The sequence below is a fragment of the Micromonospora sp. NPDC048169 genome, assembly GCF_040652815.1.
In the GTDB taxonomy this organism is placed as follows: Bacteria; Actinomycetota; Actinomycetes; order Mycobacteriales; family Micromonosporaceae; genus Micromonospora.
In genome coordinates, this window is record NZ_JBEZMS010000002.1 from 202,151 (window position 1) to 228,051 (window position 25,901).

Consider the following 25,901-nt stretch of genomic DNA (forward strand, 5'->3'; position numbering starts at 1 on the left):
CTCGTTCTTCTGCTGCGGAACCGACGGCGTCCCGCCGTTCCCCCCGGCCGTCGCGCTCACGCGGCCACCTCCGCCGTCTGCTGCGACGCGACGATCTCGGCGTACGTGGGGCAGCTCTCCAGCAGTTCCTCATGTCGTCCCATCCCGACGACACCCCCGTCCTCGAGCACGATGATCTGGTCGGCGTCGACGATCGTGGAGACCCGCTGGGCCACGATCACCACCGCCGCGTCCGCGGTGACCGGCTTGAGGGCGGCCCGCAGCCGGGCGTCCGTGCCGAGGTCGAGCGCGGAGAAGGAGTCGTCGAAGAGGTAGATCTCCGGTTTGCGGACGAGCGCGCGGGCGATGGCCAGGCGTTGCCGCTGGCCGCCGGAGACGTTGGTGCCGCCCTGCGCGATCGGCGCCTCCAGCCCGCCCGACATCTCGGCGACGAAGTCGCGCGCCTGGGCGATCTCCAGGGCGGCCCACAGTTCGGCATCGGTGGCGTCCGGGTTGCCGTAGCGTAGGTTGCTGGCGACGGTGCCGGTGAACAGGTACGGCCGCTGGGGCACCAGCCCGATCCGCCGCCACAGCTCGTCCGGGGCGAGATCCCGTACGTCCACGCCGTCGACCAGGACCGCGCCGGCGGTCGGGTCGACCAGGCGGGGGATGAGCGTCAGCAACGTGGTCTTGCCGGCGCCGGTGGATCCGATGATCGCCGTGGTCCGGCCCGGCTCCGCCCGGAACGAGATGTCGTGCAGCACCGGCGCGGTCGCGCCCGGGTACTGGAACCCGGCGCCGCGCAACTCCAGCTCGCCCCGGCCGGTGACCTCGGTGACCGGGTCGGCGGCCGGCACCACCGACGAGTCGGTGTCGAGCACCTCCTCGATGCGCTCGGCGCAGACCGCCGCCCGGGGCACCATCATCAGCATGAAGGTGGCCATCATGACCGCCATCAGGATCTGCATGAGGTATTGCAGGAACGCGGTGAGCGCGCCGACCTGGATCTGGCCGGAGTCGACACGTGCCGCGCCGAACCAGAGCACCGCGACGCTGGAGACGTTCAGCACCAGCATCACGATCGGGAAGATCAGCGCCTGGAGCCGCCCGATCCGCAGCGCGGTGGCGGTCAGGTCCGTGTTCGCGGCCCGGAACCGGTCGGTCTCGTACGGCTCCCGTACGAACGCCCGGACCACCCGGATGCCGGTGATCTGCTCGCGCAGCACCCGGTTGACGGTGTCGATCCGGGTCTGCATGAGCCGGAAGCCCGGGACCATCCGGCGGATGATCAGGCCCAGCGCGACGGCCAGCACCGGTACGCAGACCAGCATCAGCCAGGAGAGCCCGACGTCCTCGCGCAGGGCCATCACCACGCCGCCGACGCTCATGATCGGCGCGGCCACCAGCATGGTGCAGCTCAGCAGCACCAGCATCTGCACCTGCTGGACGTCGTTGGTGTTGCGGGTGATCAGCGACGGCGCTCCGAACCGGGCGACCTCGCGGGCGGAGAAGCTGTTGACGCGCCGGAAGATCGAGCCGCGCACGTCGCGGCCGAACGCCATGGCGGTCTTCGCGCCGAAGTAGACGGCGGCGATCGAGCAGGCGATCTGGAGCAGGCTGACCAGCAGCATCCACCCGCCCGTACGCATGATCTGGTCGGTGTCGCCGACCGCGACGCCCCGGTCGATGATGTCGGCGTTCAGGCTCGGCAGGTAGAGCGAGGCGATCGTGCCGACGAACTGGAACGCCACCACGGCGGCCAGCCATCGTCGGTACGGGTGCAGATGTGTGCGGAGCAGGCGGATCAACACGGATGGCTCCCCGTCGGCGGCTCGGTGTCGGACTCGCTGTCCCGGTTCAACCGACGGAGGTCCCCGTCGGACATGCCGGTGATGATTTCGATCAGGAACTGGCGGATCACCGCCCGGTTGGCCGGGTCGGCGTCGACCGACGTCAACGGCCGGTCGCTGTGAATCATGTCGATGATGGCGCGGGCATGCTCGCCGCCCTTGTCGGTCAGGGCGAGCCGGACCGTGCGGCGGTCCTCCGGGGCGCGACGGCGGCTGACGAAGTCGTCGCGTTCCAGCGTGTCGACGATGCCGGTGAGCGTGGCGGGCCGGACGAAGCACAGCTCGGCCATTTCCCGGTGGCTCACCTCGCCGGCCCGCAGGAGGATCATCAGGACCCGCATGCCGGCGGACGTGAGCCCGTGTTCGGCGAGGTAACGCCCCCAGTGCTGTTCGACGACGTGACCGGCGATCGAGATCAGCCGGCCGAGTGGCGCGTGGTGCAACGCGTCGGGGAAGCGGACGAGCGGGCCCATGTTCACGAGCGTCAGGTTAGCTCCCGAACCATCAGGGCCCAAACTAATTCTGAGAATCTCCTCAGCGGCGGTTGGAGCGGGCCCGCGACGGCTCGTCCGGGGCGGTGGCGACGTACTCCCGCATCACCTCGGTGACCTCGCGCAGGAAGGCCGTGGTGGCCTCGGCCTGCTCGGGGGTGAGCCGGGCGACCGCCCGGTCGACGCCGACGAGCATCGGGCGGAGCGCCTCCAGCACCTCGCCGACGGCGCTCTCGGTCACCTGGAGGCTCAGTCGACGCCGGTCGTGCGGGTGCGGGGTCCGGGCGACGTGCCCCGCCTGCACGAGCCGGTCGACGAGCGTGGTCGCCGAGGCGGAGCGGATGCCGAGGCGGTTGCCCAGCTCGACCGGGCCCAGCGGCTCCGGGCTGGAGACCAGGTGGTCGATCGCCGCCGCGTCGGTGGCGTTGAGGCCCAGGCGGCGGGCGAGCGCGGCCCGGGTGTCACCGGCGATCCGCAGCACGTCGCGCAGCGCTCGGGAAGTCTCGCTGCTCGGCGGCGTGGCCGGCGTCGGCTCCCCGCTTGACGGCACCCCCTCCATGGGATAAAGCTAGCATCTCAGGTAGCTAGAGAATCTAGCTAAAGGGAGGGCGTAATGCGCGGCGACGGGCGCGGACGCTGGTTCGGGCTACTTGCCATCAGCCTCGGCGTGGCGATGATCATCGTGGACGCGACAATCGTGAACGTCGCGGTGCCGCAGATCATCCGGGACCTCGACATCACCTCCACCGACGCGCAGTGGGTGCAGGAGGCGTACACCCTGGTCTTCGCCGCGTTGCTGCTGGTCGCCGGCCGCTTCGCCGACCGGTCCGGGCGACGGCGGATGTTCCTCGTCGGCGTCACCGTGTTCGTGGTGGCCAGCGTGCTCGCGGCGCTCGCCGGCTCCGGCGAGACGCTCATCGCGTCCCGGGTGCTCCAGGGCATCGGCGGGGCGATGATGCTGCCCACCTCGCTCTCCCTGCTGAACGCCAACTTCACCGGCCGGGAGAAGGGCATCGCGTTCGCCGTCTGGGGCTCCACCATCGGCGGCGCGGCGGCGCTCGGGCCGCTGCTCGGCGGCTGGCTCACCACCACGTACTCCTGGCGGTGGGCCTTCGGCATCAACGTCCCGGTCAGCCTGGCCGTGATCGTGGCGACGCTCGTGTTGGTCGCCGAGTCCCGCGACGAGCAGGCCGAACGCGGCCTGGACCTGCTCGGCGCGCTGCTCTCGGTGATCGGCATGACCGGCGTGGTCTTCGCCCTGATCGAGGGCCGCACCTACGGCTGGTGGGAGCGGGAGCGGCCGTTCAGCCTGTTCGGGCTGGACTGGACCGCGTCGATCTCGCCGGTCCCGGTCTCCGCGCTGGTGGGCCTCGTCGCGCTCGGGATCTTCCTGGCGCAGCAGGTACGCCGCAACCGGTCCGGCCGCCCCGCACTGCTCGACCTGTCGCTGTTCGGCATCAGCTCGTTCCGCAACGGCATCCTGGCCGCCGCGATCGTCAGCCTGGGCGAGCTCGGACTGCTGTTCGCGCTTCCGCTGTGGTTCCAGAACGTGCTCGGCTACAGCGCCTTCCGCACCGGCCTGGCGCTGCTGCCGCTCGCCGTCGGCAGCTTCCTGGCCAGCGGCATGGGCGCGCCGCTGACGCAGCGCTGGGGTGCCGCCCGGGTGGTCCAGCTCGGCGTCGCCGCCGAGGTCGTCGGCGTGATCGGACTCGGGCTCGTGGTCGCGCCGGACACCAGCTGGTGGGCGCCGCTGGGCTTCCTGTTCGTCTACGGCCTCGGCGTCGGCCTGGCCACCGCCCAGCTCACCGGCGTCTCCCTGTCGCAGGTGCCGGTGCGCCGCAGCGGCCAGGGCTCGGGCCTGCAGAGCACCGCCCGTCAGGTCGGTTCCGCGCTCGGCATCGCGGTGCTCGGCACCGTCCTCTTCGCCGGCCTCGGCGGTATCCTGGGTGACCGCCTGGCCGACCAGCCCGGACTCACCCCCGCCCAGCGGGACCAGGTGGTGAGCGCGGTCAAGGAGAGCGCCGGCGCGGCGATCGGCGGGCTGGAGGCGGACCCGCGCACCGCACCGATCGCCGAGGAGGCGAAGCAGGCGTTCTCCGAGGCCACCCGGTACGCCGCCTTCGCGGGGGCCGGATTCCTGCTGATCGGCCTGGTCGCCTGCCTGCGCCTGCCGACGGTCCGGCACGGCGAGGCCGGGGACGCCCCGCCCGCCGAGGCGGAGCCGGCCCGCGCCTGAGCCGGGTCCCGTGCGGCCCGCCGGTCTCGTTCCGGCGGGCCGCCGGGTCGGGCCCGGCCCTCGCTGCGGTCACCCGCCGAGGGCCACCGCCCGCGCGGCACCCACGAAGACGACCTGGAGCAGGGTACGGACGCCGATCGGCGTCACCGGGCGCCCGGCGAGCGTGAGCCCGCGCCGCGCGGCCGACACGTTCGCCGGGAACATGGCGAGCATCAGCAGCGCCAGCCCGGCCGCCGCCGGACGCGCGGTGGCCGGGACCAGCAGGGCGAGCGCGCCGGCGAGTTCCAGTACGCCGGTGACGGTGACCAGCAGGTCGGGCCGGGGCAGCGACGGCGGGACCATCGCGATCAGGTCGGCCCGGCGGGACGCGAAGTGGGCCACGCCGGTCAGCACCATCATCAGCGCCAGCCCGACCCGCAGCGCGGGGTGCCACCCGTCCAGGGCGTCCACGCCGAGCGGGCCGGCGATCCGGGCCAGCGCGGTGCCGGCGAGGAGTGCGATCAGCGGTGCCATGGTCAGTCCCTCCGACGCGGAATCTTGTCGGTGACAAGATTCCGTGACGGGTGCCATCTTGTCAATGACAAGTTAGGGTGGCGGCATGGCCTCGTACCACCACGGCGACCTCCGCCGCGTCCTGCTGAGCGCCGCCGCCGAGGCGATCGCCGAGTCCGGGCCGGCCGCGCTGAGCCTGCGTGAGCTGGCCCGCCGGGCCGGGGTCTCGCACGCCGCGCCCGCGCACCACTTCGGCGACAAGGCGGGGCTGCTCACCGCGTTCGCCACCCAGGGCTTCGACCTGCTCGCCGACGCGCTCCGGCAGGCCGGCGACGACCTGCTCGACACCGGTGTGGCGTACGTCGGGTTCGCGGTGCGGCACCGCGCGCACTTCGACGTCATGTTCCGGCCCGAGCTGTACCGGGCCGACGACCCGGAGCTGATCGCCGCCCGGGCCCGGTCCGGCGAGCTGCTGCGCGGCGGGGTGGCCCGGCACACCGGGCGGGAGCCGGACGCGGACGCGCTGGCCGCCTGGTCGATAGTGCACGGCTTCGCCACGCTCTGGCTCTCCGGCGCGCTGCCGCCACGGGTGGGCGACGACCCGGAGGCCGCCGCCCGTACCGTGATCAGGCGGCTGTTCAGTTGAGCCGCGTCACCAGCTCGTCGGCAGCGGCATTCCCTCGGTGTACCCGGCGGCGCTCTGCACGCCGACGAGCGCCCGCTCGTGGAACTCCTCCAGACTGCGCGCGCCCGCGTAGGTGAACGCGCTGCGCACGCCGGAGATGATCTCGTCGATCAGGTCCTCGACCCCGGGCCGGTTCGGGTCCAGATACATCCGGGCCGAGGAGATGCCCTCCTCGAAGATCGCCTTCCGGGCCCTGTCGAACGCGCTGTCCTCGGCCGTACGGGCGCTCACCGCACGCGACGACGCCATGCCGAAGCTCTCCTTGTAGCGCCGCCCGTCGGCGTCGGTGTAAAGGTCACCGGGGGACTCGTAGGTGCCGGCGAACCAGGAGCCGATCATCACGTTCGAGGCGCCCGCCGCCAGCGCCAGCGCCACGTCGCGCGGGTGCCGTACGCCGCCGTCGGCCCAGACGTGCCGCCCCAGCGAACGGGCAGCGGCGGCGCAGTCGAGCACGGCGGAGAACTGCGGGCGGCCCACGCCGGTCATCATTCGGGTGGTGCACATCGCGCCCGGCCCGACGCCCACCTTCACGATGTCCGCGCCCGCGTCGACCAGGTCGCGTACCCCGTCGGCGGTCACCACGTTCCCGGCCGCCACCGGCACCGGCGGGTCCAGCCGGCGGACCGCCCGCAGCGCCTGGAGCATCCGCTCCTGGTGCCCGTGCGCGGTGTCCACGACGAGCGTGTCCACACCGGCCTCCAGCAGCGCGGCGGCCTTGCCCGTGACGTCACCGTTGATGCCCACGGCGGCGGCGACGCGCAGCCGCCCCCGGTCGTCCACGGCCGGGGTGTAGAGCGTGGCGCGCAGCGCCCCCTGCCGGGTCAGCACCCCGACCAGGCGGCCGTCGCCGTCCACCACCGGCGCGATCCGCCGCCGGCCCGCCGACAGCCGGTCGAACCCGGTACGCGGGTCCGCGTCCGCCGAAACGGTGTGCAGCTCGGTCGACATCACGTGCCGGAGCTGGGCGAAGCGGTCCACCCCGACGGTGTCCGCCTCGGTCACCACGCCCATCGGCCGCCCGTCCGCGTCGACCACCACCACCGCGCCGTGCGAACGCTTCGGCAGCAGGTGGATCGCGTCGCCGACGGTCTCGGTCGGGCCGAGCGTGATCGGCGTGTCGTAGACCAGGTGCCGCTGCTTGACCCAGCCGACCACGTCGGCGACGACCTCGATCGGGATGTCCTGCGGGATCACCGCCACCGCGCCGCGTCGCGCCACGGTCTCGGCCATCCGCCGGCCCGCGACGGCTGTCATGTTCGCCACCACGAGCGGGATCGTGGTGCCGGTCCCGTCGGTGGTGGCCAGGTCGACGTCGAGCCGGGAGCCCACCTCCGAGCGGTTGGGCGCCATGAAGACGTCGTTGTAGGTCAGGTCGTGCGCGGGGACCGCGCCGTGAAGGAACCGCACCCGGCCATCATTCCCGCCCCGGGCCGCGCCCGCCTGCGGTGGTGGCTCAGACCACCCGGCCCTGCGCTGTTAAGAAGGGGCCCCTTCACTACCTCACGCGTTAAGAAGGGGCCCTTCCTTACACCTCAGGCGATGGTGCAGATCGCCGCGCCGGAGGTGATCACCGCGCCGACCTCGGCCGCGAGCCCGCTCACCGTGCCGGCCTTGTGCGCGTGCAGCGGCTGCTCCATCTTCATCGCCTCCAGCACCACGACCAGGTCGCCCTCGGCCACCTCGTCGCCGTCGGTCACCGCGATCTTCACGATCGTGCCCTGCATCGGGGAGGCGAGCGTGTCACCGCTGACCGCGGCGCCCGCCTTGCCCCCGCCGCCCCGGCGGGCCGGCTTCTTCGCGGCGGGCGCGGCTGCCGCCGTACCAGCGCCGAGCCCGGCGGGCAGGACGACCTCCAGCCGCTTGCCGCCCACCTCGACCACGACGGTCTCGCGCTCGGCCGGCTCGTCGCCGGCACCGGCGGCGGCGGTGAAGGCCGGGACGGTGTTGTCCCACTCGGTCTCGATCCACCGGGTGTGCACGGTGAACGGCTCGGTGGTGAACGCCTCGTCGCGGATCACCAGGCGGTGGAAGGGCAGCGCGGTGGCCATGCCGTCGACCACCATCTCGTCGAGCGCCCGGCGGGCCCGCTCCAGCGCCTCGGCGCGCGTCTCGCCGACGATGATCACCTTGGCCAGCAGCGAGTCGAAGTTGCCGCCGATCACGTCGCCGGCCGAGATGCCGGTGTCGACCCGCACGCCCGGCCCGGAGGGCAGGCGCAGCGCGGTGACGGTGCCCGGCGCGGGCAGGAAGTTGCGGCCCGGGTCCTCGCCGTTGATCCGGAACTCGATGGCGTGCCCGCGCGGCGCCGGGTCCTCGGTGAAGCGCAGCTTCTCCCCGTCGGCGATGCGGAACTGCTCGCGGACCAGGTCGATGCCGGCGGTCTCCTCGGTGACCGGGTGCTCGACCTGGAGCCGGGTGTTCACCTCCAGGAAGGAGATCGTGCCGTCCGCGCCGACCAGGTATTCGACGGTGCCGGCGCCGTGGTAGCCGGCCTCCCGGCAGATGGCCTTGGCGCTGTCGTGGATCTGGGCGCGCTGGGCCTCGGTGAGGAACGGCGCGGGCGCCTCCTCGACCAGCTTCTGGTGCCGGCGCTGGAGCGAGCAGTCCCGGGTGCCCACCACGATCACGTTGCCGTGCTGGTCGGCCAGCACCTGCGCCTCGACGTGGCGCGGCTTGTCCAGGTAACGCTCGACGAAGCACTCGCCCCGGCCGAACGCGGCGACCGCCTCGCGGGTGGCCGACTCGAACAGGTGCGGGATCTCCTCCATGGTGCGGGCGACCTTCAGGCCGCGCCCGCCACCGCCGAAGGCGGCCTTGATGGCGACCGGCAGGCCGTGGTCGACGGCGAACGCCATCACCTCGTCCGCGTTGCCGACCGGGTCGGGGGTGCCGGGCACCAGCGGGGCTCCGGCGCGCTGCGCGATGTGCCGGGCGGTCACCTTGTCGCCGAGGTCGCGGATCGCCTGCGGGGTGGGGCCGATCCAGGTCAGCCCGGCGTCGATGACGGCCTGGGCGAAGTCGGCGTTCTCGGAGAGGAAGCCGTAGCCGGGGTGCACGGCGTCCGCGCCGGAGCGGGCCGCCACGTCGATCAGCTTGTCGATGCGCAGGTAGCTGTCGGCGGCGGTGTCCCCGCCGAGGGCGTACGCCTCGTCGGCGAGCGTGGCGTGCAGGGCGTCCCGATCGGAATCCGCGTAGACGGCGACGCTGGCCAGTCCGGCGTCGCGGCAGGCGCGGATGACGCGGACGGCGATCTCGCCGCGGTTGGCGATGAGAACCTTGCGCACCTTGGGGCTCCTCCCGGGAGGTCGTTGCCGGGAGTTTAGCGGCCGAGCTGCGGAGCCTAACGATCGCTCAGTGTGGGATGCGGCACTGTAGTCAAACTTGCCTATTACGCTTGCGTCCGTGTCGGCGACGCGGATGATGATTCTCGGACTGGTCAGGTGGATGCAGCCGGTGCACGGCTACGACGTGCGCCGTGAGCTGCTCAGTTGGAGCGCGGACAAGTGGGCGAACGTGCAACCGGGCTCGATCTACCACGCGTTGCGCAAGCTCACCGACGAGGGCCTGCTGCGGACCGTCTCGGTCGAGCAGGTGGGCGCGCGTCCGGCGCGCACCACGTACGAGGTGACGCCGAAGGGGGAGGACGAGTTCGAGACGCTGCTGCGGGCGCAGTGGTGGCAGGTCCACGAGTCGCCGGACCCGTTCGTGGCGGCGTTCTCGTTCCTGCCGGCGATGCCCCGCGAGGAGGCCGCGGCGGCGCTGCGCAACCGGGCGAACCTGCTGCGCGCCGGGGTGGAGTCGATGCGCGCCTCGCTCGACTCGGACTGGGTGCGCACCCGCAAGCCGGTGCACGTCGGGTGGATGTTCGAGCTGTGGCTGGCCCGCGCCGAGGCGGAGACGGCCTGGTGCGAGCGGATCGCGGAGCGGATCGAGTCCGGAGTGTCGTACCTGCCCGATGGGATGGAACGGGCCGAGGGCTGGTCGGGTTGGACCGACGGGTCGGAGTGACACGACATAATCAACGTTGACCAAAGAAGCTATATCGCGTTAGCCTCGGCGGGAATCGCGGGGGATCCGTGCGTCCTCGCGGACGATCGGCGGCCACTCGGTCCGCCCGGACGACCAGGAGCAGAGATGATCGAGACCAGGGGGCTGCGGAAGACGTACCGCTCCCGCGAGGGTCGCCAGACGAAGACCGTGGACGCGGTTCGCGGCGTCGACCTCGACGTCGCCGCGGGGGAGATCTTCGGCTTCCTCGGGCCCAACGGCGCCGGCAAGACCACCACGCTGCGGATGCTCGCCACCCTCATCGAGCCGGACGGCGGCCAGGCCACGGTGGCCGGTGCCGACCTGCGCAAGGACCCGGCCGAGGTGCGCCGCCGGATCGGCTACGTGGCCCAGGGCGGCAGCACCTGGGACGAGTCGACCGCCCGCGAGGAGCTGGTGCTCCAGGCCCGCCTCTACGGCATCGGCAAGGCCGAGGCGCACCGCCGTGCCGAGCGCGCGCTGGAAGCCTTCCAGCTCACCGAGTACGCCGACCGCAAGTGCAAGACCTACTCGGGCGGCCAGCGCCGGCGCGTCGAGATCGCGCTCGGCATCATCCACGAGCCGAAGATCGTCTTCCTGGACGAGCCGACCACCGGCCTCGACCCGCAGAGCCGCGCGCACATGTGGGACGAGATCCGCCGGCTGCGTACCGAGGGCATGACCGTCTTCATCACCACGCACTACCTGGACGAGGCGGACGCGCTCTGCGACCGCATCGCGATCATGGATCACGGCGAGGTGGTCGCCGAGGGCACGCCGGCCGAGCTGAAGCGGGAGATCTCCGGCGAGGTGGTGATCGTCGGCCTGGACGCCCCGAGCACCCCGCGCGCCGCCGAACTGCTCGACACCGAGGCGTACGTGAGCAAGCTGGAGACCGTCGACGAGGGTGGCCTGCGCCTCTACGTCGACGAGGGCGCCACCGCCATCCCGCAGGTGCTGCGCCGCCTCGACCACGCCGGGCTGGACCTGCGCTCGATCGAGCTGCACCGCCCCAGCCTCGACGACGTCTTCCTCACCAAGACCGGCCGCTCGCTGCGCGAGTCCTGACCTCCGGAGAAGCTGTCATGAAACTCGCCCGCGACACCTGGCTGATCTTCCAGCGCCAGACGCTGCTGCTCCTGCGCAACCCGGTGTGGATCTTCGTCGGCGTCTTCCAGCCGGTGATGTACCTGCTCCTGTTCGCCCCGCTGCTCAAGCCGGCGCTGAACGCGCCCACCCAGGCCGCCGCGTACAAGATCTTCGTGCCCGGCCTGCTCGTGCTGCTGGCCATCTTCGGCGGCCTGTTCCAGGGCTTCGGCCTGATCGCCGAGCTGCGCGCCGGCGTCATCGAACGCTCCCGGGTCACCCCGGTCAGCCGGCTCGCGCTGCTGCTCGGCCGCTCGCTGCGCGACGTGGTCTCGCTTATCGTGCAGGCGGTCATCATCACGCTGCTGGCGCTCGCGTTCGACCTGCGCGTGTTCATCGGCAACCTGCTCCTGGCGTACCTGATGCTCGCCCTCATCGCGCTGATGACCTCGGCTGTCTCCTACGGCATCGCGCTCAAGGTCAAGAGCGAGGACGCGCTCGCCCCGCTGATGAACACCGTCGCGCAGCCGGTGCTGCTGCTCTCCGGCATCCTGCTGCCGCTCACCTTCGCGCCCGGCTGGCTCCAGGGCGTGGCCAAGTGGAACCCGTTCTCCTGGGCGGTCGAGGGCACCCGCGCGCTGTTCAACGGCGACCTGGGCAACGACCGGGTCTGGCAGGGCCTCGGCATCATCGCGGTACTCGCCGCCGCCGGCGTTTTCTGGGCCGCCCGCCAGTTCGCCCGCAGCGTCCGCTGAGCAGGGGAGACCTGCATCTCAGCAGGGGTGGGGCACCGGCCGGGCGCGCGTAGCCTCAGGCCGGTGCCTCGCCTCGCCCGTGACCGGATCACCTGGCTGACCTACGCCCAGCTCGGTCTGTGGGGCTTCTTCCTCTACGGGTTCGGCCCGGTCGTACCCCTGCTCCGCGACGAACAGGGCACCAGCGCCGCCGTCGCCGGCCTGCACAGCACCGGTATCGCCGTGGGCGCCCTCGCCGGCGGCGCGCTGTTCGCCCCGGTCGCCCGCCGCCTCGGGCGCGGCCCGGCCATCTGGCTCGGCCTCGCCGGTGTGGCCGCGGGTGCCACAGCGCTCGGCCTGCTCCGCCCGCTGCCGGCCACCATCCTCGCCGTAGCCGTCGTGGCCACCGCCGGCATGCTCGTCATCAGCGGCGTCAACGTGGTGCTCACCGCCCGGCACGGATCCGCCGCTCCGGCAGCGCTCACCGAGGCCAACGCCGCCTGCGCCGGCATGGGCATCCTGGCGCCGCTCGTCATCGGCGTCGGCGTCGGTGCCGGTCTCGGCTGGCGACCGCTGATGGCCGTCGAGGTCGGCCTGATCACGCTGGTCGCGCTCGCCGCCCTGGCTTTCCGGGTACGCGGGCCGCGACCCGCCTCCGCTGTCGCGGCTGCCGGCGCAGCCGTACCGGTGGCCGCCCCCACCCGGGTGCCCGCCTCCGGGGAGCGTTCGGCGTCGGGGCGGCTGCCGCGCGCGTACTGGATCGCCTGGATCTTGATGTCGGTCACCGGGTCGATCGAGGTCTGCCTGTCCCTGTGGACGGCCGACGTGCTGCGGACCCACGCCGGGCTGAGCGCGGGCGGGGCGTCGGCGGCGGTCGCCGCGATCGTCTGCGGCATGTTCGCCGGCCGGATCGCCGGTGGCCGGGCCGCGCTGCGCTGGGCGCCGGTGCCGCTGCTGCTCGGCGCGCTCACCGTCTCGCTGGCCGGGTTCGCGCTGTTCTGGGCCAGTACGGTCGGCTGGCTCGCGGTCATCGGGCTGGTGGTGCTCGGGCTCGGCAACGCGCTGCACTACCCGCTGGCGATCTCGATCGCGCTGGCCGTCGCCGGCCCGGCCGCCGACAAGGCGGCGGGCTGGTCGGCGTACTCGATGGGTGTGGGTTTCGGGATCGCGCCGGTGGCGCTCGGGTGGGTGGCCGACGGGGTCGGCCCGCACCCGGCGTTCCTGCTGCTGCCCGCGTTCATCGCGGTGGCGGTGCTGCTCACGGTGCGGCTGGGGCGTGCCCTGCGCCCGGCGGCCCTGCCGGCGTGAGAGCCGCAGGGCTTCAGCGCACCCGGGCGAGCGTGACCCCGTCGGCGATCGGAAGCATGACCGCCTCCACGCGGACATCAGCGACGACCGCGTCGTTGAAGGCGGCGATCGCCCGGTCGTCGGCGTCGCGCGGGGCCAGGACCCGGCCGTCGCGCAGCGTGTTGTCGACGGCGATCACCGCGCCGGGACGCATGCGGGGCACCAGCTCGTCCCAGTAGATCGGGTAGCCGACCTTGTCCGCGTCGATGAACGCGAAGTCCAGGTAACGCTCGCGGGGCAGCTCACGCAGCGTCTCCGCAGCCGGACCGATGCGCAGCTCGATCCGGTCCCGCACACCCGCGCGCTCCCAGTAGCGCCGGGCCACGCCGGTGTACTCCTCGGAGACGTCGAAGCAGGTCAGCCGGCCACCAGCGGCCAGCCCTCGCGCGATCGCCAGCGAGGAGAGGCCGGTGAACGTGCCCACCTCGACCGCCTGCCGTACGCCGAGCAGCCGGGTCAGGAACGTCAGGAACGCCGCCTGTTCCGGCGCGACCTGCATGACCGCCTCGGCCGGCAGGACCGCCCGGGTCTCCTCGGCCAGCTCCCGGACGATCTCGTCCGGCGCGGACCCGTGGGCCACCAGGTAGGCGTGCAGTTCCGGGGTGAGCGGCAGCGTCTTCGTGGTCATGACCCGGACGTTAGCCGAGATGCTCGATCTCCTGGCCCCCGGGCGCGATCTTCGTCCACAGGTCGACGATGCTCAGCTCCACCTCGGCGAGCAGCCGGCGCAGCAGCGGCAGGGACAACCCCACCACGGTGCCCGGGTCACCCTCGATCCCGGTCAGGAAGGCCCCGCCCAGCCCGTCGATGGTGAACGCGCCGGCCACCGCCAGCGGCTCACCCGTCGCCACGTACGCGGCGATCTCGTCGTCGCTGATGTCGGCGAAGTGCACGGTGGTGCTGGCGACCGCCTCGGCACGCGACTCGTGGGTCACATCGATCAGGCAGTGCCCGGTGTGCAGTACGCCGCTGCGCCCGCGCATCCGCTGCCACCGCCGGGTGGCGTCCGCCGCGTCATCCGGCTTGCCCAGGATCTCACCGTCGAAGGCCAGCACCGAGTCGCAGCCGAGCACCAGCGTGCGCTCGTCCGGCGAGGGCCGCAGCCGATCGTGTACCGCCTGCGCCTTCAACCGGGCCAGTTCCAGGCACAGATCCTCGGCCCGATCGCTCACCACCTGCGACTCGTCCACACCGCTGACCAGCACGTCGGGCTCGATCCCGGCGGCCTGGAGCAACTTGCGGCGGGCAGGGGACTGCGAGGCGAGCACGAGGCGCACCGGTACGGAGGTCGACACCCCGCCGACGCTACCGGCTGACCCTCGGCGGCGGGTCGTCGGCACGTCGGCGCCGACGCCAGAACAGGTACCCGCCGACCGCCGTCACCAGCACACCCAGTGTGGCGAGGCCGCGTACGGTCCCGCTGCCGTCGCCGCCCTTGTCCGGGACTGCCTCCACCGATGCGGGTGGGGTGACGTTCGAGGACTCGAAGCCGAGCGGGGGGACGTCGGCGGTGAGCGCGGCGACCAGGTCGATGACGCCGTAGCCGTACTGGTCGTCGCGGCCTGGCGGTCCCTTGTCGACAGCTGTGGCGGTCAGTCGGTGGGCGACTTCCGCAGCGGGGAGGTTGGGGTACTTGGAGCGGATGAGAGCAGCAGCCCCGGCAACGATGGCGGTCGCATCGGATGTGCCGGTGCCGACTCGGTAGCCCCCGTTGAGCCCGGTGCTGTAGATGTCAACGGCTGGGGCTACGACATCAATTTCTGGCCCGGCCACTGAGATTGCAGCGTGGTTTCCTGTTCTGTCGACTCCGCCAACGGCGATTACCGCTTCCTCGACAGCGGGGTACCCAACAAAGGTATCCTCCGGTCGGTTGCCAGCGGCGGCGACAATAGTGATATCCGCCGCTGCTGCAATGCGGATTGCTTGAACTAGCTTCGGGCTTGCGCCGCCTACGCTGGAAATGCTAATCACCTTGGCGCCTTGCGAGGCTGCGAAGTCAATTCCTTCCGCCAGTACATCAGGGTTTCCGCGGCCGTCTGGCGGTGTCACTACCACCGGGAGGATCTTGGACTGGGGGGCAATTCCTTGAGCTGCGCCTCCGCGGCCGGTCGCCGCGATTAGGCCCGCCATTCCCGTTCCATGTCCACTCGAATCGCTCCGGCCGCCGCTGGATCCTCCCAGGGTCATGTCTGCGCCGTTAAGTAGGTTGCCTGCAAGGTCGGGATGAGGAGAGACGCCAGTATCTAGCACCGCGACGATAACATCTTCGCCCTGGTTTAGGTTGTGTGCCTGTGTTGCCTTTAAATATCGCAGGTGCCACTGCTTCTCTGAAGATGACGAATTCGGTTCGAGGTTAACGGGGGCGGCTGCTGCGCCCGTCAATGCCGCTATAGTCGCCAGTAGTGCGACGCTAACCTGGCCGCGATCTAGACTCACCTGTTGAATCCGATGGCCGGCCCTGGATCTATCGGCCCCTCATCCGTAGGGGGTCGCATCACTGGTTCGACGCCCCTTTGCGTTTCCCAAGGATTATCCGGATCCCATGCCGATTCCTTCGTCTGATCAGCGTGTCGGCGGCTCGTCTTCGGTTGGTAACCCATCGGTCCACCCGCTGCGTTTCCGCTTGCCGGAACTGCAGAGGTGCCGGAGGCGCGAGCGCCGCCAGGCCGAGAACCCGCTGCTCCGGTGGGAGATGTGCCTGCTCCGCCTCCGCCGATAACACCGCCAACTGGGTTGACCTTGCGAGGCGCAGACCGGTTCGGTTGCCCCTGCCCGCTGACAGGGGTGCCTCCGATAAGCCCAGGCGGGGTGGTGCGTGGAGCAGCGGCTGAGCCGTTGCGCTGGCTCTCCGGGTTCGATGGATTGGCAGAAGGTATTCCACCGCCGCTCGGGGAGCTAGAGCCCGTCCGCGGCAAGTTGGACGGAAGCACTGGCGGCGTGCCAAGGCTTGCCGGGGAAGGATTTGTGATGTTCGCCCCGGCAACAGGCTGCGAAATTGTTCCTGCCGTGCCAGGCGAGACGCCTCCGAGGACAGGGCCTGTCACGGGTCCATGATTCGGTGCTGATGGTGGCAGCCGCTTCTCTGACTGCCCGGCGGTATAGGCAGCCCTTTTACTTGGGCCAGTTGCGACCGGAACGATGGGGGGAATGAGGGGAACGGCGCCGCTACTTCCTCCGATTTCCTCTGTAGAGGCGTCGCGGGGAGGTCGAACCGGAGGTGGTGGTTGGCGAAGCATGACCTGGGCCTGCTGGAGTTCGCCGCTCAACCCCGTCATCAACCCGCGCGCCCGTACGTTCAACTGCTCCAGGTCGTCGTCGGTCACCGGGGGCCGCTCCGGTAAACGGCTGCCCGCCACCGCCTTCGTGTCGGCGATCGTCGCCTCGTACGCCTGCTTCTGCCGCAGCTTCTTCTCGTACTCCTCGCGCAGTGGTTGCAGCTCGCTCCGCGCGCTGCCGATGGCGCGGGCGGCGGCTGCCAGCGCGTCGTAGTTCGCGGCTGCGGCGTCGTGGGTGCGCTGCACGCGGTCGATGAGCTGGTCGAGTTCGGCGATGTACGCCCGCGCGGCGGCATTGGTCTCCGGCGGCCATGCCTCGGCCAGGCCGCGCCGGTATTCCCGCAGGCGGCTCAGGTGGGTCAGGGCGAGGTCGCAGACCTTGCGCCATCCGGCCACCTGCTTCCACTGGCCGGCGGTGTCCTGGTCCTGCACGCACGCCCACATGCTGAGGACGTCCATCAGCCGCCAGTCGGTCAGCCCGGAGGTGCGTCCGCTGCCTCGTTCGATCACGGCAGGATCACCCGGCTCTGCTCGGGGGCGGTGGGGTCGGCGAGCGGTGGCATCGGGCGGGCGACGGTGCCGGACGGCCCGGCGAGTGCTCGTTCCACGTCGGCCACGCGGGCGGAGGAGAACGCGTCGGTGTCGTCGTAGCGGGCGGCGATCCGTCCGGCGGCGTCGGCGAGCCGGCCGGTCGCGGGTGCGAGATCCCACACGGCGCTGACCGCCGCCGTCTGGGTGTCGTGGTGGGCCTGGAGGAACTGCACCAGCTCGATGAAGGCGTCAGCCGGGTTGGGCACCGGGGCCTTCATGTCGTCGGCGATGTAGGACAGGTGCGGCGCGTAGTTGCGTGTCACCTCGTCCTGGAGGCGGTCGGCGAACTCCCGCATCTGCCGGATGTCGGCCTCGATGCCGCCGTAGCCACGCAGCCAGCCGGCTGGCTGGTTGTCCTCCGGGATCATCGAGCCTCCTGCCCGTCACCACACGGTTTCCCTGAGTGAGGTTAGTGGCTCCACGGGGATCCCGGCAGCCCCACACGGGGGCCGCGGGCGGAACGGGACGTCAGCGGGGCAGGCCGGAGGCCCGCCACGCGCCGGGGCCGGCGATCGGGCCGGCCGGCGCGGGCCGCGCGCTGCGCGCCCAGTGCGACACGGGGGCCGGCGCGGCGGCCTGGGCCGGGCGGGTGCGCACCACGATCGCGCCGACCAGAGCGGCCAGCTCCTCGGCGGTGGGCACGCCACGGACGATCCGGAACAGCGGCTCCTCGGCAGACATGACCCAAGGGTACGCGTCGTGAATTCGACCTTCGGCGTACAGTGGCGTGCCGACGGTGTGGGCGTCGCAGCGGCCGGGTACGGTTCTCTGCGATGTCGAACGCGCTCCCCCAACTCGTCGCCGACCGGTACCGGCTTCTCACGCCGCTCGGTCAAGGCGGCATGGGCCGCGTCTGGAAGGCGCGGGACGAGGTGCTGCACCGGGACGTGGCCATCAAGGAACTGGTCCCACCCCCAGGTCTCACCCCGGACGAGCGCCGCGAGATGCGCGAACGTTCGCTGCGTGAGGCGCGGGCGATCGCCCGCCTCAACAACATCAACGTGGTCCGCATCTTCGACGTGCTGCGCACCGACGGCGATCCGTGGATCGTCATGGAGTACGTGGCGTCGAAGTCGTTGCAGGACACCATCGCCGAGGACGGCCCGGTCACCCCGGCCAAGGCGGTCGAGATCGGCCTCGGCGTGCTGAACGCGCTGAATGCCGCGCACAAGGCGGGCATCATGCACCGCGACGTCAAGCCGGGCAACGTGCTGCTCGGCGAGGACGGCCGCGTGGTGCTCACCGACTTCGGCCTGGCCACCATCCCGGGCGACCCGAACGTGACCCGCACCGGCATGGTGCTGGGCTCGCCCGCGTACATCTCTCCGGAGCGCGCCCGCGACGGCACGGCCGGGCCGGAGGCCGACCTCTGGTCGCTCGGCGCCACGCTCTACGCGGCGGTCGAGGGCAAGTCGCCGTACGCGCGCCCGTCGGCGATCGCCACGCTGGCCGCGCTCGCCACCGAGCCGATGCCGCCGCCGCGTAACGCCGGGCCGCTCAAGCCGGTGCTCCAGGGCCTGCTGCGCAAGGACCCGGACGAGCGGATCACCGCCGAGGTGGCCGAGCGCATGCTGCGCAAGGCCGCCGGGCGGCGGGCCAAGAGCATCTCGCTGCTGGACGGCGTACGCCGGCCGGGGCCGAACGGTCCGCGCGTGCCGCGCCCGCCCCTGGTGCCCGCGCCGCGCCCGGCCGACCAGGCGGAGCGTGCGGCCACCTCGGGATCCGGGGTCGCCGCAACCGGGGGTACGGCGGCGGCAGCCGCCGACCCGACGGCGAAGGTGCCGGCGCCCACTCCGGACGCCGGGCCCACCGCGAAGGTGACCCCGCCGCCCGCCGACCCGACGGCGAAGCTCGACCCGGCGCCCTCGACCGACGAGACGCTTGTGGACGACGAGGCCCGGGTGGACGGCGTCGACCCGGCGCTCGACGAGACACGGCTCGACGGCGAGCCGGTGCCGGTCAGCCCGGCCGCTTCCGGTTCCGCGCCGGTCAGCCCGGCTCCGGACCCCGCCGATCCGGCGCCGTCGACCGGCCGGGCCACTGTGCTGCCGGTCGAGAAGGCCCCGCCCAACCGGCGCAACCTGCTGATCGGCGCTCTGGTCCTGCTGCTGCTCGTCGGCCTGGTCGTGGCCGTGCCGCTGCTGAACAACGGTGACGACGGCGACGGCGGTGAGCCGACGGCCGGCACCTCGGCGTCGGCGGCGCCACCGCCCGCGCCGAGCGAGAGCTCGTCGCCGAGCGCCCCGGCGACGAGTGCGTCGGCCAGCCCGTCTCCCTCGGCGAGCCCGTCGGCGTCCGGGGCGGCCGCGTTGCCGGCCGGCTGGCGTCTCTACACCGGCCCGAACGGCTTCAAGGTGCCGATCCCGGACAACTTCCAGGCGCGGGTGGGCAGCGACAACGTCGTGCTCTACGAGGTCGGCGGCAGCCGGCGGGTGCTGTTCATCCAGTGGACACCGAACCCGAAGCCGGACGCGTACGCCGACTGGCAGGGCCAGGAGAAGTACCGCGCTTCGCGCGTCCGGGACTACAAGCTTGTCGACATCACCAAGTGCGACCCCTACTTCCGCACCTGCGCCGACTGGGACTGGCTGGAGACGCGCAACGGCGACACCCGCTTCCACGTGCGTAACCGTGGTGTGGCGACCGCCAGCAACCGGGGCTTCGCGCTGCGCTGGGAGGTGCCCGCGAAGGACTGGGACGCCAACCTGGCCAACTGGGAGATCATCACCAAGGGCTTCGTGCCGGACCGCAAGAACTGATCGGGAATCCCGCCGGTCACGAAACTCGCTCGCATGGCTTTCCGTCGTCGGGGGTATGAATCCTCCGACGACGGAAGGAGGCGCGACATGGGTTACCGACGGAGGTACACCGGCCCGCGGCTGGCACTGTGGATGCTCGTTGCGCTCGGCGACGTCGTACTGCTCCTGATCAGCGCCGGCCTGTCCGCGCCGGTCGCGGTGCTCGGCGTGCTGACGCTCACGGTCGCCGGTGTGGCGGCGTGGCGCCTGACGCGCCGCACGCCGGTGCCCGTCCCGACCGCCGCGCGCCGCAGAGCCTGACCGGGTACGACGACAGCGGGACCGCCCCTGTGAGGAGGCGGTCCCACTTGTGTCGCGCGTACGTCAGGCGGTGTTGTTCGCCAGCGCGATCAGCCGGCTGCGGTCACCGTTCCAGTAGTTGCGGTCGACGTTGCCGCTGATCCCGGAGACTGCGCCGGTGCTGGTGTACTGCCAGAAGCTCCACACCGGGGCGCCGGCCGGCAGCGTGCCGGGGGCGCTGGCCCAGCGGGCGAGCCACAGCGGGTGGTTGGCCCACGGGCCGGTCCAGCTGCCGGTGCACTGGTTCCACCAGCTCGTGGTGGTGTAGATGACCGCGTACCGGCCGGTGCGGGAGCGGTAGGTGCTGAGGAAGTCCTGGATCCAGTTGCGCATGCCGGTGGTGCTCAGGCCGTAGCAGTAGCCGCCGCTGTACGGGTTGCCCTCGATGTCCAGCGCGGCGGGAAGCGTACGGCTGTCGGCCGACCAGGCGCCGCCGTTGCTGGCCAGGTAGTTGGCCTGGGTGGAACCGGCGGAGATGTTCGGCCGGGCGAAGTGGTACGCCCCGCGGATGACCCCGGCGTTGTACGCGTTGACGTAGTTCGCGTTGAAGTTCGGGTCCTTGTAGCTCGTGCCCTCGGTGGCCTTGATGAAGGCGAACTGGATGCCCGAGTTGCGGACGCTGGTCCAGTTGATGCTGCCCTGGTAGCGGGAGACGTCGATCCCGGGCGTGGTCGCGGCGGCGGCCGGTCCGGCGGTCGCCACGAGGGCCACGGCCGCGGTGGCGGCGGCGGCCAGGCCGGCGGCGAGAAGCCGGCGTACGGAGAGTCTGGTACGGGCCATGATTGCCTCCAGAGGGACATCCACTGATTGATGCCCATCTTTGGAGGTTAGTGCCCTCGATCGCAATAGGGGGAAAGGAAATTTTCATCGACGGATGTCGTTCGCCCAGGTGGCGCGATGCTTGCCGATCAGCGCAGGGCGCTCGGGTCCATCGCCCAGCGGAACGGCTCGGCGACACTGCGCGTCTCGCCCGCCTTGGCGACGGCATCCTCCACGTAGTGCGGCGCTGTAGACGAAGAACGTGGCCGCCGCCGACTCGACCGCGTTCGCCAGCCGTCGCGCCACCCGCTGATGCCGGAGGTCGGGGGCGGGACTGATGATCACTGCCCGCCCGCGACTGCGCGCCGGTCGAGCGACACGGCTCGGGGCGGTAGGCTCCCCGCCCATGCCCCTGATCGACGGCCTCACCACGCTCTGGGACACGCTATTGAGCGCCCAGCCGGACCCGCCGCCACTGCTCGTGGTGGTCACCGCCGTGGTCGCGCTCGCGGTGGTCGTGGCCCGGCTGCCCTGGCGGATCGCCCGTAACGCGGTGACCATCGCGCACGAGGGCGGCCACGCGCTCGTCGCGTTGCTCACCGGCCGGCGGCTGCACGGCATCCGGCTGCACTCGGACACCTCCGGGCTCACGCTCTCCGCCGGCCGTCCCACCGGTCCCGGCATGATCCTCACGCTGCTCGCCGGGTACGTCGCGCCGTCGCTGCTCGGCCTCGGCGGCGCGTGGCTGCTGGCCGGGAACCGGATCACGCTGCTGCTCTGGTTCGCGGTGGCGCTGCTGCTGGCCATGCTGGTGATGATCCGCAACCTGTTCGGCGTGCTGTCGCTGCTTGTCACCGGCGGCGTGGTGCTCGCCGTCTCCTGGTACACCTCGCCCGAGGTGCAGGCCGCGTTCGCCTGGACGTCGGTCTGGTTCCTGCTGATCGGCGGCGTACGGCCGGTGTTCGAGCTGCACCGCCAGCGCGCCCGGGGGCGGATGCCGCAGTCCGACGCCGACCAGCTCGCCCGGATCACGCCGTTCCCGGCGCTGTTCTGGGTGGGCCTGTTCCTGCTGGTGACAGTGGGCGCGCTGGCCGCCGGCGCGCTGCTGCTGGCCGGCCCGATCCTGGCCGGGACGGGCCTCACCACCTGACCGTCGCGTCACACCGCGTCGCGGAGCGGGCCGCCATCCGGCAGGGCAGAATCGGACCGTGCGATACGTGATCATCGGAGCGGGCGCGGTCGGCGGCACCATCGGCGTACTCCTGGCCGAGGCCGGCCGTGACGTGACGCTCGTGGCGCGCGGCGCGCACCTGGACGCGCTGCGGGAGCGGGGTCTGACGCTGCGCACGCCGGACCGCGACGTCACCGGCCGGCTCCCGGCGGTGGCCGGGCCGGACGGGCCGCCGCTGCCGGCGGACACCGTGCTGGTCCTCACCGTGAAGTCGCAGGACACCGTGGGGGCGCTCACCGCCTGGGCGGACGCCCCGGTCGAGGGCGGCGGCACGGCGGGCGAACGGCTGCCGGTCGTGCTGGCGCAGAACGGTGTCGCCAACGAGCCGGCCGCGCTGCGGCTCTTCGCCCGCGTGCACCCGGTGTGCGTGTGGCTTCCCGCCACCCACCTGGAGCCGGGCGTGGTGGTCGCCAGCGGGCATCCGCACCCCGGCATGCTGCACATCGGCCGGTATCCGAGCGGCGCCGACGACACCAGCCGGGCCGTCGCCGCCGACCTGACCGCCGCCGGGTTCGTCGCGCCGGTCCGCGACGACGTGATGCGCTGGAAGTACGGCAAGCTGCTCGCCAACCTCGGCAACGGCCTCCAGGCGCTGCTCGGCCGGGACGTGCCCGAGTCGCTGTCGAAGCGGGTACGCGCCGAGGGCGAGGCGGCGCTCGCGGCGGCCGGCATCGCCCACACCACAGTCGAGGAGGAGGCCGCCGAACGCGGTGACCTGGTGTCGCACCGGCCGGTCGGCGGCGAGGAGCGCTCCGGCGGTTCCACCTGGCAGAGCCTGGCCCGTGGCGCGGGCTCGGTCGAGACGATCACCTCAACGGCGAGATCGTGCTGCTCGGGCGCCTGCACGGCGTGCCCACCCCGGCCAACGCGGCGGTGCAGGTCGCGGTACGCCGGGCGGTCCGTGACCGGATTCCCGCCGGCGGCTTCCCGTTGCGCGAGCTGGAGAAAATGATCGGCTGAGCGGGCAACCGCACCCGGTACGCCAGGCGTCTCCCCTGCGACCGTCACTCGGGAGGTAGCAGGTGCCGGACGTCGACGGGTTCGACGAGTTCTACCGGGGCAGCCGGCAACGGCTGCTCGGTTTCGTCTTCGTGCTCACCGGCAACCTCGCCGAGGCGCAGGACGCCGTGCAGGAGGCGTACATCCGGGCCTGGCAGCGATGGTCCACGGTGCGCCGGTACGACGACCCGGAGTCCTGGGTGCGGGTGGTGGCCAGCCGGATCGCGGTGAGCCGCTGGCGCAGCCTGCGCAGCCGGGCCCGCGCCTACCTGCGCCACGGCGCCGAGGAGAGCGTGCCGGCGCCGAGCACCGACACGGTCGAGGTGGTGGCGGCGTTGCGCCGGCTGCCCGAGGAGCAACGCGTCGCCCTCGCGTTGTACTACCTGCTCGGCATGCCGGTGGCCGAGGTCGCCCGGGAGACCGACGCGCCGGTCGGCACGGTCAAGGCGCGGCTGTCCCGGGGCCGTGCCGCCCTGGCCGAACTGCTCGCGGTAGTGGATCTGGAGGAGCCCGCCGATGCGTGACGACGACCTGGCATTCATCGACGCGATGCAGCGGGACCTGCGCGACGTCCGCTGGGCGGAACCAGCCGAGCTGCGGGCACGCGCCCGGCGTCGCAGCCGCCGCACGGTGGCCGCCGCGGCGGTGGCGGTGCTGGCGCTCACCTCCGGTGCCGCGTTCGTGGCGGCCGGCCGTGCCGCCGCACCGGCACCCGCACCGGCGCCGGTCGCCGCCAGCCAGTCGGCGATCCCGTGGAGCGCCGCGGAGGTGCCCGCCGAGGTGCTGCTGCAACCGGTCGACCTGCGGCCGGCCGGCATCACGCCGTGGAACGACACCGGACTCGACGAGGAGATCCGGCTGGACCAGATGCTGGAGGTCTGCCGGCAGGACCAGGGCCTGCGGACGGAGTGGGTGAGATCCCGCTACTCGCGGTCGGTGACCCTCCTGCGGCAGCGGCCGGGCACCAGCGACCCGTCGGAACGGCAGCCGGTGGCCCTTCAGGACGTCTACCGCCTCGCGGCGCAGGACGGCGAGCGGCTGTTCGACGGGCTGCCCGCGCTGCTGGCGCCCTGCCGCACATGGCGATCCGCGGGCCCGGTGGAGTGGAAGGGCAAGCGGATCCAGGCGGAGGTCGTCCACTCCTGGCAGACGGTCGACAGCGGCTTCGCCGGCGACGAGTCGGTGCTCGTGCGGCACACCGTCGGGAAGGGCCGGCGGCTGGACACCGGAGCGCCGCTCGGTGCCGGGAGCCCGCCGAGGGACCAGGCGGTGGTGCGGGTCGGTGACCTCGTCACGGTGCTGCGCGCCGGGGCGGGCGGTGACGACGTGGCACTGCGGGATCTGGCCCGGGTCGCCGCCGAGCGGATGTGCCGCGCCGCGAACCCGGCCTGCTGACGCCGGTGCCCCCGCCGCCGACCCGGCGGGGGCACCCGACGCACTACAGCGGGATGTTGCCGTGCTTCTTCGGCGGCAGCGTCTCGCGCTTGGTGCGCAGCACCCGCAGCGCCCGCACGATCTGGGTACGCGTCTCGTGCGGCGGGATCACCCCGTCGACGTAGCCGCGCTCGGCCGCGATGTACGGGTTGGCGAGCGTGTTCTCGTACTCGGCGATCTTCTCGGCGCGCACGGCGGCCGGGTCGTCGGCGTTCGCCAGATCCGAGCGGTAGAGGATGTTCACCGCGCCCTGCGCGCCCATCACCGCGATCTGCGCGGTCGGCCAGGCGAAGTTCAGGTCCGCGCCGAGGTGCTTGGAACCCATCACGTCGTACGCGCCGCCGTACGCCTTGCGGGTGATGACGGTGACCTTCGGGACGGTGGCCTCGGCGTACGCGTAGATGAGCTTCGCGCCGCGGCGGATGATGCCGTCCCACTCCTGGCCGGTGCCGGGCAGGAAGCCGGGCACGTCCACGAAGGTCAGCACCGGGATGTTGAACGCGTCGCAGGTGCGCACGAACCGGGCCGCCTTCTCCGATGCGGCGATGTCGAGCGTGCCGGCGAACTGCATCGGCTGGTTCGCCACCACGCCCACCGGGCGCCCCTCGACGCGACCGAAACCGACCACCATGTTCTGCGCGTACAGGGGCTGCACCTCGAGGAACTCACCGTCGTCGAGCACGTGCTCGATGACCCGGTGCATGTCGTACGGCTGGTTGGCCGAATCCGGGATCAGCGTGTCCAGCTCCCGGTCGGAGTCGGTGACGTCGAGGACCGCCGGGGCGTCGAAGACCGGCGGCTCGTCCAGGTTGTTCGACGGCAGGTACGACAGCAGCGCCTTGACGTACTCGATCGCGTCCTCCTCGTCGGTGCCGAGGTAGTGCGCGTTGCCGCTGCGGGTGTTGTGGGTGCGGGCGCCGCCCAGCTCCTCCATGCCCACGTCCTCGCCGGTGACCGTCTTGATCACGTCGGGGCCGGTGATGAACATGTGCGAGGTCTGGTCGACCATGACTGTGAAGTCGGTGACCGCCGGGGAGTAGACGGCGCCGCCCGCGCACGGGCCCATGATGAGCGAGATCTGCGGGATGACGCCGCTGGCCCGGACGTTGCGGAAGAAGATCTCGCCGTAGAGGCCGAGGGACGTGACGCCCTCCTGGATCCGCGCGCCGCCGGAGTCGTTGATGCCGACGACCGGGCAGCCGATCTTCATGGCGAGGTCCATCAGCTTGACGATCTTCTCGCCGAAGACCTCGCCGAGGGAGCCGCCGAAGACGGTGAAGTCCTGCGAGAAGACGCAGACCTGCCGGCCGTCCACGGTGCCGTAGCCGGTCACCACGCCGTCGCCGTACGGGCGGGTCTTCTCCAACCCGAAGTTCGTCGAGCGGTGCCGCGCGAACTCGTCCAGCTCGACGAACGAGCCCTCGTCGAGCAGCATCTCGATCCGCTCGCGGGCGGTCTTCTTGCCCCGCGCGTGCTGCTTCTCGACCGCCCGCGCCGACCCGGCGTGCACCGCCTCGTCGAGCCGTCGCTCCAGGTCCGCCAGCTTGCCGGCGGTGGTGTGGATGTTGAACCCGGTGTCGGTAGTCAC

Annotated in this window: 26 protein-coding genes; 13 read left to right on the plus strand and 13 right to left on the minus strand. The window is 72.0% G+C overall.

The features are described from left to right. Positions 1-56: 56 nt before the first annotated feature. From AB0D28_RS02900 to AB0D28_RS02910, 3 genes are all read right to left on the minus strand, one after another. The gene (locus tag AB0D28_RS02900) at positions 57-1,790 is read right to left on the minus strand and encodes an ABC transporter ATP-binding protein (RefSeq protein ID WP_357381539.1); all 1,734 of its coding nucleotides are present in this window, start codon (positions 1,788-1,790) and stop codon (positions 57-59) included. Next, positions 1,784-2,302 carry a MarR family transcriptional regulator gene (locus tag AB0D28_RS02905; RefSeq protein ID WP_357381799.1) on the minus strand — a complete coding sequence of 173 codons (519 nt, stop codon included), beginning with the start codon at positions 2,300-2,302 and terminating at the stop codon, positions 1,784-1,786. The genes AB0D28_RS02900 and AB0D28_RS02905 overlap by 7 nt, the downstream gene beginning before the upstream one ends. A 61-nt stretch (positions 2,303-2,363) precedes the next feature. Continuing rightward, complete coding sequence (locus tag AB0D28_RS02910) at positions 2,364-2,879, minus strand: MarR family transcriptional regulator (RefSeq protein ID WP_357381541.1); 516 nt, start codon at positions 2,877-2,879, stop codon at positions 2,364-2,366. Positions 2,880-2,933: 54 nt separating this feature from the next. On the opposite strand from AB0D28_RS02910, the gene AB0D28_RS02915 reads away from it, so the two are divergent. After that, positions 2,934-4,556, plus strand: a complete 1,623-nt coding sequence (locus tag AB0D28_RS02915) for a DHA2 family efflux MFS transporter permease subunit (RefSeq protein ID WP_357381543.1) — start codon at positions 2,934-2,936, stop codon at positions 4,554-4,556. A 69-nt stretch (positions 4,557-4,625) separates the two neighbouring features. On the opposite strand, the gene AB0D28_RS02920 is transcribed toward AB0D28_RS02915, so the two are convergent. Then, on the minus strand, positions 4,626-5,069 hold the full coding sequence (locus tag AB0D28_RS02920; protein ID WP_357381546.1) for a DoxX family membrane protein: 444 nt from the start codon (positions 5,067-5,069) through the stop codon (positions 4,626-4,628). An 85-nt stretch (positions 5,070-5,154) separates the two neighbouring features. Here AB0D28_RS02920 and AB0D28_RS02925 point away from each other — a divergent pair, with 85 nt between their 5' ends. Then, positions 5,155-5,694: a TetR/AcrR family transcriptional regulator gene (locus AB0D28_RS02925; RefSeq protein ID WP_357381548.1), complete on the plus strand. Its 540-nt coding sequence runs from the start codon at positions 5,155-5,157 to the stop codon at positions 5,692-5,694. A 6-nt stretch (positions 5,695-5,700) separates the two neighbouring features. Here AB0D28_RS02925 and AB0D28_RS02930 read toward each other — a convergent pair whose 3' ends face one another. After that, positions 5,701-7,140, minus strand: a complete 1,440-nt coding sequence (locus tag AB0D28_RS02930) for a GuaB1 family IMP dehydrogenase-related protein (protein WP_357381550.1) — start codon at positions 7,138-7,140, stop codon at positions 5,701-5,703. Between the two features lie 125 nt (positions 7,141-7,265). Next, entirely contained in the window at positions 7,266-9,017 is a 1,752-nt protein-coding gene (locus AB0D28_RS02935; RefSeq protein ID WP_357381552.1) for a biotin carboxylase N-terminal domain-containing protein, read from the minus strand. A gap of 133 nt (positions 9,018-9,150) precedes the next feature. Between AB0D28_RS02935 and AB0D28_RS02940 the strand changes: the two genes are divergently transcribed. The 4 genes from AB0D28_RS02940 to AB0D28_RS02955 all read left to right on the plus strand — a co-directional run bounded on the left by AB0D28_RS02940 (position 9,151) and on the right by AB0D28_RS02955 (position 12,887). Beyond that, positions 9,151-9,741 carry a PadR family transcriptional regulator gene (locus AB0D28_RS02940; RefSeq protein WP_357381801.1) on the plus strand — a complete coding sequence of 197 codons (591 nt, stop codon included), beginning with the start codon at positions 9,151-9,153 and terminating at the stop codon, positions 9,739-9,741. A gap of 126 nt (positions 9,742-9,867) precedes the next feature. Then, positions 9,868-10,827: an ATP-binding cassette domain-containing protein gene (locus tag AB0D28_RS02945; RefSeq protein WP_357381555.1), complete on the plus strand. Its 960-nt coding sequence runs from the start codon at positions 9,868-9,870 to the stop codon at positions 10,825-10,827. Between the two features lie 17 nt (positions 10,828-10,844). Further along, positions 10,845-11,600, plus strand: coding sequence for an ABC transporter permease (locus tag AB0D28_RS02950; RefSeq protein ID WP_116503979.1), 756 nt, complete (start codon positions 10,845-10,847; stop codon positions 11,598-11,600). A 63-nt stretch (positions 11,601-11,663) separates the two neighbouring features. Then, a complete protein-coding gene (locus tag AB0D28_RS02955) occupies positions 11,664-12,887 on the plus strand; it encodes an MFS transporter (protein ID WP_357381557.1) in 1,224 nt (407 codons plus the stop codon). Positions 12,888-12,900: 13 nt separating this feature from the next. On the opposite strand, the gene AB0D28_RS02960 is transcribed toward AB0D28_RS02955, so the two are convergent. From AB0D28_RS02960 to AB0D28_RS02970, 3 genes are read right to left on the minus strand one after another with little or no spacing between them, the layout of a single operon-like run. Then, a complete protein-coding gene (locus AB0D28_RS02960) occupies positions 12,901-13,554 on the minus strand; it encodes an O-methyltransferase (RefSeq protein WP_357381559.1) in 654 nt (217 codons plus the stop codon). A gap of 10 nt (positions 13,555-13,564) precedes the next feature. After that, a complete protein-coding gene (locus tag AB0D28_RS02965) occupies positions 13,565-14,221 on the minus strand; it encodes a Maf family protein (RefSeq protein ID WP_357381561.1) in 657 nt (218 codons plus the stop codon). 10 nt (positions 14,222-14,231) lie between these two features. Then, a complete protein-coding gene (locus AB0D28_RS02970; RefSeq protein ID WP_357381563.1) occupies positions 14,232-15,362 on the minus strand; it encodes a S8 family serine peptidase in 1,131 nt (376 codons plus the stop codon). A gap of 798 nt (positions 15,363-16,160) precedes the next feature. On the opposite strand from AB0D28_RS02970, the gene AB0D28_RS02975 reads away from it, so the two are divergent. Further along, positions 16,161-16,415 carry a hypothetical protein gene (locus AB0D28_RS02975; protein WP_357381565.1) on the plus strand — a complete coding sequence of 85 codons (255 nt, stop codon included), beginning with the start codon at positions 16,161-16,163 and terminating at the stop codon, positions 16,413-16,415. A gap of 292 nt (positions 16,416-16,707) precedes the next feature. Here AB0D28_RS02975 and AB0D28_RS02980 read toward each other — a convergent pair whose 3' ends face one another. Both AB0D28_RS02980 and AB0D28_RS02985 read right to left on the minus strand, forming a co-directional pair. Continuing rightward, entirely contained in the window at positions 16,708-17,160 is a 453-nt protein-coding gene (locus AB0D28_RS02980) for a hypothetical protein (protein WP_357381567.1), read from the minus strand. 100 nt (positions 17,161-17,260) lie between these two features. Next, positions 17,261-17,473: an acyl-CoA carboxylase subunit epsilon gene (locus AB0D28_RS02985; protein WP_357381569.1), complete on the minus strand. Its 213-nt coding sequence runs from the start codon at positions 17,471-17,473 to the stop codon at positions 17,261-17,263. A gap of 92 nt (positions 17,474-17,565) precedes the next feature. Between AB0D28_RS02985 and AB0D28_RS02990 the strand changes: the two genes are divergently transcribed. Together AB0D28_RS02990 and AB0D28_RS02995 are read left to right on the plus strand one after the other, a co-directional pair. After that, positions 17,566-19,551 (plus strand): protein kinase, encoded by a 1,986-nt coding sequence (locus tag AB0D28_RS02990; protein ID WP_357381571.1) that lies wholly within the window; start codon positions 17,566-17,568, stop codon positions 19,549-19,551. Between the two features lie 87 nt (positions 19,552-19,638). After that, the gene (locus tag AB0D28_RS02995; protein ID WP_357381573.1) at positions 19,639-19,851 is read left to right on the plus strand and encodes a hypothetical protein; all 213 of its coding nucleotides are present in this window, start codon (positions 19,639-19,641) and stop codon (positions 19,849-19,851) included. 63 nt (positions 19,852-19,914) lie between these two features. On the opposite strand, the gene AB0D28_RS03000 is transcribed toward AB0D28_RS02995, so the two are convergent. Beyond that, positions 19,915-20,670 carry a GH25 family lysozyme gene (locus AB0D28_RS03000; RefSeq protein ID WP_357381576.1) on the minus strand — a complete coding sequence of 252 codons (756 nt, stop codon included), beginning with the start codon at positions 20,668-20,670 and terminating at the stop codon, positions 19,915-19,917. Between the two features lie 385 nt (positions 20,671-21,055). Between AB0D28_RS03000 and AB0D28_RS03005 the strand changes: the two genes are divergently transcribed. The 4 genes from AB0D28_RS03005 to AB0D28_RS03020 all read left to right on the plus strand — a co-directional run bounded on the left by AB0D28_RS03005 (position 21,056) and on the right by AB0D28_RS03020 (position 24,274). After that, positions 21,056-21,799 carry a M50 family metallopeptidase gene (locus tag AB0D28_RS03005; protein WP_357381578.1) on the plus strand — a complete coding sequence of 248 codons (744 nt, stop codon included), beginning with the start codon at positions 21,056-21,058 and terminating at the stop codon, positions 21,797-21,799. A 58-nt stretch (positions 21,800-21,857) separates the two neighbouring features. Continuing rightward, complete coding sequence (locus AB0D28_RS03010) at positions 21,858-22,832, plus strand: 2-dehydropantoate 2-reductase N-terminal domain-containing protein (protein ID WP_357381580.1); 975 nt, start codon at positions 21,858-21,860, stop codon at positions 22,830-22,832. Positions 22,833-22,902: 70 nt separating this feature from the next. Then, positions 22,903-23,403 carry a SigE family RNA polymerase sigma factor gene (locus AB0D28_RS03015; protein ID WP_357381583.1) on the plus strand — a complete coding sequence of 167 codons (501 nt, stop codon included), beginning with the start codon at positions 22,903-22,905 and terminating at the stop codon, positions 23,401-23,403. Continuing rightward, a complete protein-coding gene (locus tag AB0D28_RS03020; RefSeq protein ID WP_357381585.1) occupies positions 23,396-24,274 on the plus strand; it encodes a hypothetical protein in 879 nt (292 codons plus the stop codon). The genes AB0D28_RS03015 and AB0D28_RS03020 overlap by 8 nt, the downstream gene beginning before the upstream one ends. A gap of 43 nt (positions 24,275-24,317) precedes the next feature. On the opposite strand, the gene AB0D28_RS03025 is transcribed toward AB0D28_RS03020, so the two are convergent. Beyond that, a complete protein-coding gene (locus AB0D28_RS03025) occupies positions 24,318-25,901 on the minus strand; it encodes an acyl-CoA carboxylase subunit beta (protein ID WP_357381588.1) in 1,584 nt (527 codons plus the stop codon).

Bases quoted from the DNA above. Each gene is read 5' to 3' on its own strand.
- AB0D28_RS02905 (WP_357381799.1), bottom strand. From the start codon at position 2,302: ATGGGCCCGCTCGTCCGCTTCCCCGACGCGTTGCACCACGCGCCACTC.
- AB0D28_RS02910 (WP_357381541.1), bottom strand. From the start codon at position 2,879: ATGGAGGGGGTGCCGTCAAGCGGGGAGCCGACGCCGGCCACGCCGCCG.
- AB0D28_RS02915 (WP_357381543.1), top strand. From the start codon at position 2,934: ATGCGCGGCGACGGGCGCGGACGCTGGTTCGGGCTACTTGCCATCAGC.
- AB0D28_RS02920 (WP_357381546.1), bottom strand. From the start codon at position 5,069: ATGGCACCGCTGATCGCACTCCTCGCCGGCACCGCGCTGGCCCGGATC.
- AB0D28_RS02925 (WP_357381548.1), top strand. From the start codon at position 5,155: ATGGCCTCGTACCACCACGGCGACCTCCGCCGCGTCCTGCTGAGCGCC.
- AB0D28_RS02940 (WP_357381801.1), top strand. From the start codon at position 9,151: ATGATGATTCTCGGACTGGTCAGGTGGATGCAGCCGGTGCACGGCTAC.
- AB0D28_RS02945 (WP_357381555.1), top strand. From the start codon at position 9,868: ATGATCGAGACCAGGGGGCTGCGGAAGACGTACCGCTCCCGCGAGGGT.
- AB0D28_RS02950 (WP_116503979.1), top strand. From the start codon at position 10,845: ATGAAACTCGCCCGCGACACCTGGCTGATCTTCCAGCGCCAGACGCTG.
- AB0D28_RS02960 (WP_357381559.1), bottom strand. From the start codon at position 13,554: ATGACCACGAAGACGCTGCCGCTCACCCCGGAACTGCACGCCTACCTG.
- AB0D28_RS02975 (WP_357381565.1), top strand. From the start codon at position 16,161: ATGACCTGGGCCTGCTGGAGTTCGCCGCTCAACCCCGTCATCAACCCG.
- AB0D28_RS02980 (WP_357381567.1), bottom strand. From the start codon at position 17,160: ATGATCCCGGAGGACAACCAGCCAGCCGGCTGGCTGCGTGGCTACGGC.
- AB0D28_RS02985 (WP_357381569.1), bottom strand. From the start codon at position 17,473: ATGTCTGCCGAGGAGCCGCTGTTCCGGATCGTCCGTGGCGTGCCCACC.
- AB0D28_RS02990 (WP_357381571.1), top strand. From the start codon at position 17,566: ATGTCGAACGCGCTCCCCCAACTCGTCGCCGACCGGTACCGGCTTCTC.
- AB0D28_RS02995 (WP_357381573.1), top strand. From the start codon at position 19,639: ATGGGTTACCGACGGAGGTACACCGGCCCGCGGCTGGCACTGTGGATG.
- AB0D28_RS03000 (WP_357381576.1), bottom strand. From the start codon at position 20,670: ATGGCCCGTACCAGACTCTCCGTACGCCGGCTTCTCGCCGCCGGCCTG.
- AB0D28_RS03005 (WP_357381578.1), top strand. From the start codon at position 21,056: ATGCCCCTGATCGACGGCCTCACCACGCTCTGGGACACGCTATTGAGC.
- AB0D28_RS03020 (WP_357381585.1), top strand. From the start codon at position 23,396: ATGCGTGACGACGACCTGGCATTCATCGACGCGATGCAGCGGGACCTG.